Annotated in this window: 8 protein-coding genes and 1 pseudogene; 4 read left to right on the top strand and 5 right to left on the bottom strand. The window is 69.0% G+C overall.

The window, feature by feature from the left end; translation table 11 throughout:
* The 3 genes and pseudogenes from VIR15_RS18275 to VIR15_RS18265 all read left to right on the top strand — a co-directional run.
* Positions 1-357: pseudogene (locus VIR15_RS18275) on the top strand (CDP-alcohol phosphatidyltransferase); the annotation flags it as partial.
* A gap of 92 nt (positions 358-449) precedes the next feature.
* Positions 450-848: a hypothetical protein gene (locus VIR15_RS18270; protein ID WP_331930372.1), complete on the top strand. Its 399-nt coding sequence runs from the start codon at positions 450-452 to the stop codon at positions 846-848.
* 92 nt (positions 849-940) lie between these two features.
* Positions 941-1,333 (top strand): DoxX family membrane protein, encoded by a 393-nt coding sequence (locus tag VIR15_RS18265; RefSeq protein ID WP_331930370.1) that lies wholly within the window; start codon positions 941-943, stop codon positions 1,331-1,333.
* Positions 1,334-1,357: 24 nt separating this feature from the next.
* On the opposite strand, the gene VIR15_RS18260 is transcribed toward VIR15_RS18265, so the two are convergent.
* Positions 1,358-1,714 (bottom strand): VOC family protein, encoded by a 357-nt coding sequence (locus VIR15_RS18260; RefSeq protein WP_331930368.1) that lies wholly within the window; start codon positions 1,712-1,714, stop codon positions 1,358-1,360.
* Between the two features lie 61 nt (positions 1,715-1,775).
* On the opposite strand from VIR15_RS18260, the gene VIR15_RS18255 reads away from it, so the two are divergent.
* Positions 1,776-1,904 carry a hypothetical protein gene (locus VIR15_RS18255; protein ID WP_331930374.1) on the top strand — a complete coding sequence of 43 codons (129 nt, stop codon included), beginning with the start codon at positions 1,776-1,778 and terminating at the stop codon, positions 1,902-1,904.
* Positions 1,905-1,983: 79 nt separating this feature from the next.
* Here VIR15_RS18255 and VIR15_RS18250 read toward each other — a convergent pair whose 3' ends face one another.
* From VIR15_RS18250 to VIR15_RS18235, 4 genes are all read right to left on the bottom strand, one after another.
* Positions 1,984-2,247 carry a GlsB/YeaQ/YmgE family stress response membrane protein gene (locus tag VIR15_RS18250; RefSeq protein WP_331930366.1) on the bottom strand — a complete coding sequence of 88 codons (264 nt, stop codon included), beginning with the start codon at positions 2,245-2,247 and terminating at the stop codon, positions 1,984-1,986.
* Positions 2,248-2,420: 173 nt separating this feature from the next.
* The gene (locus VIR15_RS18245; RefSeq protein WP_331930364.1) at positions 2,421-2,795 is read right to left on the bottom strand and encodes a hypothetical protein; all 375 of its coding nucleotides are present in this window, start codon (positions 2,793-2,795) and stop codon (positions 2,421-2,423) included.
* 23 nt (positions 2,796-2,818) lie between these two features.
* Complete coding sequence (locus VIR15_RS18240) at positions 2,819-3,325, bottom strand: pyridoxamine 5'-phosphate oxidase family protein (protein WP_331930362.1); 507 nt, start codon at positions 3,323-3,325, stop codon at positions 2,819-2,821.
* Positions 3,322-4,441: MmgE/PrpD family protein (locus tag VIR15_RS18235; protein WP_331930360.1), on the bottom strand; the 1,120-nt coding region annotated here is incomplete at its 5' end. The genes VIR15_RS18235 and VIR15_RS18240, both read right to left, overlap by 4 nt.

Raw genomic sequence — 4,441 nt, 5'->3', positions numbered from 1 at the left:
ATGGCGGGCAAGGCACCGACCCAGGACACCGTGTGGCGGACCGAGCAGGGCGTGCGCGCGGCCTATGCGCAATCGATCGCCTACTCGCTCGAGAGTGTGGTGTCGTTCCTCGAGAACACACGCGACGACAACCTCGTGGTGCTCATGCTCGGTGACCACCAGCCGATCACCCTGGTCTCCGGTGACGACGCGAGCCATGACGTCCCGGTCAGCCTCATCAGCAAAGACCGTTCCGTTGTGGGCCGCATCTCCGGATGGGGCTGGGGCGACGGCCTGCGGCCCACGCCGCAGGCGCCGGTGTGGCGGATGGACCAGCTCCGTGACCGCTTCCTGACCGCTTTCGGGACCGGACGGTGAACCAACGAGCCCCCGCGCTCGTAGTCAGGGGTGTCCGCCCCCGGAGTTCGCGCGCTCGCGATCGTCAGGCGGCAATGGAAGGGAGAGTCCCCATGACCCTGCGACTCGTCGGTGCAGTTGCGCTGCTTGTCTCCGCCGCTGTGCACCTCTACATGTGGTTCAACGGTGTCCGCGACCAGTCCGTCGGCCCCATGTTCATGGTCAATGCTGTGTCGGGCGTCGTCATCGCGGTGCTGCTCGTCCAGTGGCGGCACTGGATCCCGGCGTTCCTCACGCTCGGCTTCGGGGCAGCCACGCTTGGCGCGTTCATCATCTCGGCGACCGTGGGACTGCTCGGCATCCACTCGGACTGGGCGGGTTGGACCGTCTGGACCGCTGCGACCGCGGAGGTGGTCTGCATCGTCGTCGGCGCGACACTGTTGCTGCAGTACGTTCGATCGACGCAGCCGGCTCGTCACGAGGCTGGACGAGGGGCCGTCACGAGCGGCTGACCCCGCCCGTCCCGGTGTGTGCCGTTGCCCTCGACGCGTGGTGACCCTCGATGCAAGAGTGGTCCAACTGAGTCGAGAGGATCGAGGACGCGATGCTTCGGACGACGGGACGCCTGCTCATTGGCACGACCTACGCCGTGCTCGGATACGACGCCTGGCGTGAGCCAGGCGGCCGGGTGGACCAGGCATCAGAGACCCTCGCCGCACTGCGCAACGTCCTGCCGATTCCCGACGACGACGAGGCCGTGGTCCGTGCCAACGGTGGTGCGCAGGCGGCGGCTGGAGCGCTCCTCGCGTTGGGGATCATGCCGAGGCTCTCGGCCATGGTGCTGGCCGGGTCGATGGTCCCCACCTCCCTTGCGGGACATGCCTTCTGGAAGATCGACGATCCCGTCATGCGGAAGACGCAGCGCGTGCAGTTCCTCAAGAACCTCGCCATGATCGGCGGCCTGCTGGCCGTGGCCGGAACCAAGCGTTCTCCGTAACTCCGCCACGCACGCGACCGAGGTTCAGGACCGAGGCAGGGGGCTGTAGAAGACCAGCCCGTTTCCCATGTGGTCATAGACCACGGCTCGGCGCTCGTGCGCGTCGTCGTACGGCGCCCGAAGGATTGCCCCGCCGTTCTCCTCGACGGCCTTGGCCGCGGCGTCGACGTCTGTGGTCTTGATGCCGACCGCGACCTTGCCGGGGATGGGGTGATCCACCGCGGTCGCCAGAGCCACGGTCACCGACCCGCCGTCCAAGGCCGCGAAGTGGGTCCCGTCGCGGAACTTCAGGGTGAACCCCAGGGTCTCGGTGTAGAACGCGATGGACTCGTCCAAGTCGTCTGTCGACAGGACGATCATGCGCACGTCGTAGTCGGCCATTGCCCGTTCCTCTCCGTCCCGGGCATCGTATGGGGCCTCATCGGCGTGCGGGAGCCTGGGTGTGACGAGCGCCTCTGCGAGGGCTCGGGACCTGGTCAGTCAAGGTGAGATCGGCAAGGACTCCACCGTCCTCTTCGCGCACCTCGGGGGGCAGCCGGCGCTGAACGCCTACAGCGGCATCTTCGGCTGATGGCTGACTGACGGGATGAGCGGGTGCCGCAACTGGTACCCGCACGGGCGTAGGTGGGAGGAAACTTCGCGCCAGCTCGTCAGTGCTCCGGGCGACTCTGGGCCCACGCTCTCCACGCCGCCGTGACGATCAAGGCTCCAACCAGTGAGCCGATGATGCCGCTGGCGCGCAGCTCGAGCCCGTCACCGGACAAGAGGCTGATGAGCAGGCCGCCGACGAAGGAACCGGCAAGGCCCGCGCCGAGCGCGGCCGGCCAGTTGATCCGGCCGCCCTGCCGACCGAGTATCAGCTGCGCGGCTGCCCCAACCACCATGCCGAAAAGGATGATCGCGACGATGAGCATGGTGCGACGCTACGGCAGACCAGGGCCGGTCCGCCGCAATTGGTGGAAACGGACGCCTCGAGCCCGTGTCCGGCCTGGTGACCCCACGGGGTGCGCGAAAGGCTGGGACCGAGCCCAGCGGCATACGGCAAAGATCTTGTCCGTATGCCGCTGGGCTGGAGTCGCGTGTGCGCTCACCTCGCCTGCCCGGCGAGGGACTCGCGGGTCACCTCCGTGGGTGTCGCGGTGACGTAGAACTTGAAGCGCGTGCGGCCGACAGGCCCACGGTCCAAGGGAATCGGGTGGTCCGTGAACCACTCTCGGTAGGCCCGGAAGGCCGCCTCGTCGGCGAAGTGCATCTCGGCGATGCGGTAAAACGACTGACCCCGGGGAATGTCCGCGGTGCCTCCGGAAGCCGTCGTCACCTGCCCCTCGACCTTGTTGAAGATGATCCGGTCGAGGTGCGGGTTGGCCAGCAGGTCGGGCGCGTGCACCTCGAAGAGCCAGCGCTCGTACTCCTCCTGCGTCACCCCCTCCTCGATGTCGTAGCCGAGGATCGTCTTGAACATCACTGCCCTCCTTGTACGTGTGGTCATGGCCTGAAGAGGAAGGACTCCGCCTCCTCGCCGAAGCCCTCGAGGCGCACGAGGATGGGCCGGATGAGGACGCCCACGAGCTGCGTGGCCACCTCGTCCGCGTCGCGGAGCGGGGCTCGCGTGTGGCCGGCCGCCCGCTGGGCGGTGACCGCCGCGCGGTAGACGCCCTCGGTCCATTCCGGTTCCATGAACTGCGCGTCACCGCGCACGGCGACGAGCCGTGGCGGGAGGAGGTTCAGGTCGAAGACGTGCGGCCGCTCGTTCGTCGCACCGGGCCGGGGCGGTCCGGTCCAGACCACCTCGGTGCGTGGGTTTCGGCGCCACTGGTCGAGGCGGCGGTGCAGCCGGCGCTGCACGGTCGCGACGGACCAGTCGTCCTGAAGGAAGGCCGCCATGGTCCGGGTCACGGGGTACCCGCGGGCGTCGATGGTGGTGAGCTGGGCGAACCCCGCCTCGTCGAGCACGAAGCGTCGGGCCGCATTCTGGGGCGCGCTGGAGGTCATGTTGGGCCCTTGCCGTTGGTCGGTGCCGCCTGTCTGAAGAGGTCGCCGACCTCGCGAGGGGTGTGCCGGTCGGGCCACTCGTCGAGGACGGCGAGGAGCTGTCCGGCTTTGGTGCCGAAGGCATGCCCAAGTAGCTCAGTTGCCTTGGCACGAATGGCCTCTCGGGAGGCGTGGCCATCGGCGTCCCCTCTTGGCCGGGTGCTCGTCGCGGTGAGGACGCGGCCGTCCCTGAGGGCGATCTCGATGGTGGTCGGCCGACCGGCTGGGTATCCCGCGTCGAACTCTGGTGCGCGCTCGACGGTGACCCTCGCGGACAGCTGGCGCACTCGTTCGCTCGTGACCTCGCCGTCCGTGAGGACGTCGTCGTCGAGGCGGCCGTGCAGGAGCGACAGGGCGACGGCAGTGGGGATGCTGAATCGGGCTTCGAGCTCGTTCCGGGCGGGTGTGTCGAAGGCGCTGGCCGCGGCGTAGGTCCGGACGTGGACACGGTGTACGTCGTCGGCCAGGGCCACGTCTGGCTGGGCCGCCCTGAGATCGTCGAGGGCATCGAGGACGCCGTGGAGGTGCGCGCAGGCCGGGTGCAGCTTGATGTAGCCGCGGAGGATCTCGTAGTCGTGCGAGCGTCCCGGGCCGTCGGGCGGCAGACCGGCCCAGCCCGCGGCGGCATGTGCGGCGAAGAAGCGATCGAGGGCGCCTGGGGCTGCTGCCAGACCTGCGGCTGCTGCCTGTCCCAACCACAGGCCGTGGCCGATCGACGCGCCCAGGTAGGCGTGACCACCCGGGTACCCGCTGAAGATGGTGTGGGCGTCACTGAGCAGCAGGCTCGACGCCGCCAGTTCGATGGCGCGTGCGATCGCGACAGGGTCGGCGTCGGTGAGCAGGTGGGTCGTCGCGACCGCAGTCGCCACGGCTCCCCAGGTGCCGATGTCGTGGACGCCCTTGGGCGTGCCGCCCATGGCGATCCCGATTCTGGCGCCGACCTCGTACCCCGCGAGCACGGCGGAAAGCATCGCCTCGGTCGAGCAGTCGTGGTCCTCCGCCAGGGCAAACGCGGCGAGGACGACGTGAGCGGCGGGGTGGCCGCGCGCGACCCGGTGGCCGTCCTGGAGCTGGTCG

This window comes from Intrasporangium sp. (genome assembly GCF_036566125.1).
Taxonomy (GTDB): domain Bacteria; phylum Actinomycetota; class Actinomycetes; order Actinomycetales; family Dermatophilaceae; genus Intrasporangium.
Note: the sequence above shows the minus strand (reverse complement) of the source record. Positions and strands in the feature narration are given on the sequence as shown.

Bases quoted from the DNA above. Each gene is read 5' to 3' on its own strand.
- VIR15_RS18245 (WP_331930364.1), bottom strand. From the start codon at position 2,795: ATGTTCAAGACGATCCTCGGCTACGACATCGAGGAGGGGGTGACGCAG.
- VIR15_RS18270 (WP_331930372.1), top strand. From the start codon at position 450: ATGACCCTGCGACTCGTCGGTGCAGTTGCGCTGCTTGTCTCCGCCGCT.
- VIR15_RS18250 (WP_331930366.1), bottom strand. From the start codon at position 2,247: ATGCTCATCGTCGCGATCATCCTTTTCGGCATGGTGGTTGGGGCAGCC.
- VIR15_RS18265 (WP_331930370.1), top strand. From the start codon at position 941: ATGCTTCGGACGACGGGACGCCTGCTCATTGGCACGACCTACGCCGTG.
- VIR15_RS18260 (WP_331930368.1), bottom strand. From the start codon at position 1,714: ATGGCCGACTACGACGTGCGCATGATCGTCCTGTCGACAGACGACTTG.
- VIR15_RS18240 (WP_331930362.1), bottom strand. From the start codon at position 3,325: ATGACCTCCAGCGCGCCCCAGAATGCGGCCCGACGCTTCGTGCTCGAC.